Annotated in this window: 2 protein-coding genes; both read right to left on the bottom strand. The window is 73.3% G+C overall.

What is annotated here, in order from left to right; all coding sequences use genetic code 11:
- Positions 1-1,806: PAS domain-containing protein (locus tag B9S61_RS05905; RefSeq protein ID WP_146064725.1), on the bottom strand; the 1,806-nt coding region annotated here is incomplete at its 3' end.
- 218 nt (positions 1,807-2,024) lie between these two features.
- On the bottom strand, positions 2,025-2,297 hold a 273-nt coding region (locus B9S61_RS05900), incomplete at its 5' end, for an SSI family serine proteinase inhibitor (protein ID WP_219819892.1).

Genomic DNA, 2,297 nt, shown 5'->3' with positions numbered 1-2,297 from the left:
GTCGTCCGCGCCGGGCACGTCACTGTCCAGGAAGGCGTCCACGGAGGACCGCCGAGCCCGCCGCCGACCGCCGCCACCGGCGGCCGGTTCGGTGGGAGCGGCCTCCAGTGCCGGAATCGCGGCCTCGACGGCCGCCACGGCCCCCGCCCCGCCCCCGATCGGCACCTCGAGGACGAACGCGCTGCCGCTCATCCCGGGCACCTCGTGCGTCTGCAGCACACCGCCGTGCGCCCGGACGATCCCGCGCACGATCGGCTCGTGCACCGGGTCCCCGCCGCTGTACGGTCCGCGCACCTCGATGCGTACGACCTCACCGCGCTGGGCCGCCGCGACCACGACGGTGTTGTCCAGGTAGCCGCCCGCCGACAGGGGCGTGTTGCCGGTCGCGTCGACGCCCGCCACGTCCGCGACGAGGTGCGCGAGGGCGGTGGCGAGCAGCCGCGGGTCGACCTCGGCCTCGATGGGCGGAGCGTGCACGGTGAACTGCACCCGCCCGGGACCGATCAGCTCCACGGCACCGTCGACCCCGGCGGCGACGACGGCGTCGAGCATCACCTTCGTACGGGCGACGTGTTCGGTGCCGACGTCGAGCCGCTGATAGCCGAGCACGTTGTCGATGAGGGTGGTGATGCGGGCGTAGCCCGCCGACAGGTGGTGGAGCACCTGGTTGGCCTCGGGCCACAGCTGCCCGGCGTCGTCGGCGGCCAGCGCGGACAGTTCGCGGCGCAGTTCGTCCAGCGGGCCGCGCAGGGACCGCCCGAGCAGGATGAGCAGCTGCTCGTGCCGCGCGGCGAGGGCCTCGTAACGGTCCTTCTCCCGCTCACCGAGGGCGGCGTAGCGCTCCTCGTTCGCGGCGAGTTCCTCCGCGTGCTGCTCGCTCAGCCGCTCCAGTTCGGTGACATGGCTCTGGCGCAGTGCGGTGAGTTCGGAGCCGTGCTCCTCGGCGAGCCGCTCCAGCTCCTCCGCGTGCCGGTTCTCGGACTCTTCCTTCTCCTCGGCGAGCGCGTCGTAGGGGCGGCGGTCGAGGAACGTCATGACGGCGCCGACGAGCTGGTCGCCGTCGCGCACCGGCGCGGTCGTCAGGTCGACCGGCAGCTTGGCACCGCTCTTGGCGTACAGCACCTGCCCGCGCACCCGGTGCTTGCGCCCGGAGCGCAGGGTGTCGGCGAGCGGGGACTCGTCGTAGGGGAAGGGGGAGCCGTCGGCGCGCGAGTGCAGCACGAGGGTGTGCAGTTCGCGTCCGCCGAGTTCACCGGCCCGGTAGCCGAGGATCTGGGCGGCGGCCGGGTTGACCAGGACGATCCGCCCGTCGGTGTCGGTGCCCACGACGCCCTCGGAGGCGGCGCGCAGGATCATCTCGGTCTGCCGCTGCGAACGCGCCAGCTCGGCCTCGGTGTCGACGGTGCCGGACAGGTCGCGGACGACGAGCATCAGCAGTTCGTCGCCGCCGGCGCCGTAGTTGTCGTACGCCTGCTGGCCGCTCTCCAGGTTGGCACTGGTGACCTCGACCGGGAACTCGCTCCCGTCGGTCCGCCGGGCGGTCATCCGGGTCGGCTTGGTGCGCGCGCGGGGGTCGATGTGGTCGGGCCGCCGCATGGAGCCCGGGATGAGCTTGCTGTCGAACTGCGGCAGCAGATCCAGCAGGCCACGCCCGACCAGCGCCGTGCCCGGGGTCTCGAAGGCCTCGAGGGCGATGGTGTTGGCGTTGACGACGGTCCCGTTGGCGTTGACCAGCACCAGCGCGTCGGGAAGCGCGTCCAGTATGGCTGCGAGGCGAGCAGCGCCTCGGGATGGCCTGCTGCTCACGAGACCCGTTCCTCCCTGTTACCGCGACGTGCCGACCGCTCCGGCCATCTTGCCAACGTGCCCGCAGCGTGTCACGCGAGGGAGTCTAAGGGCTGGGGTCGCGCTCGTGACGCCGGATGGGACGGACATCGCATCAGGACGTGACGACGGTGTGACGCTTGGTGCGCCCCGGACCCGCGACTGCCTGCACCGACACGGCCCGAACCTTCGCGGGACCTCTACGTCCCCTGTGCCCCGACTCGCCTCCCCACCCCGGGCAGCAGCGGTACGAGCCGGTCCCACCGGTCGATCGCGCATCCGTCTCCACGGTCGTACGTCGCCTCGACGGGGCGGCCGGCCCAGGTGCCGGTGACCCGCGCGGTCGCGGGTCCACCGTACTGCAGGGTGCAGACGGCGTCGCGCGGCACCGGGGCGAAGGCGTCCCGGCCCCACCGCGTGTTCCGCTCGACGGCCGCGCAGGCCCCGGCGGGGTCGGGATGGCTGCCGCCACC

It is taken from the genome of Streptomyces sp. SM1 (assembly GCF_002910825.1).
Taxonomy (GTDB): Bacteria; Actinomycetota; Actinomycetes; order Streptomycetales; family Streptomycetaceae; genus Streptomyces; species Streptomyces okerensis.
Note: the sequence above shows the minus strand (reverse complement) of the source record. Positions and strands in the feature narration are given on the sequence as shown.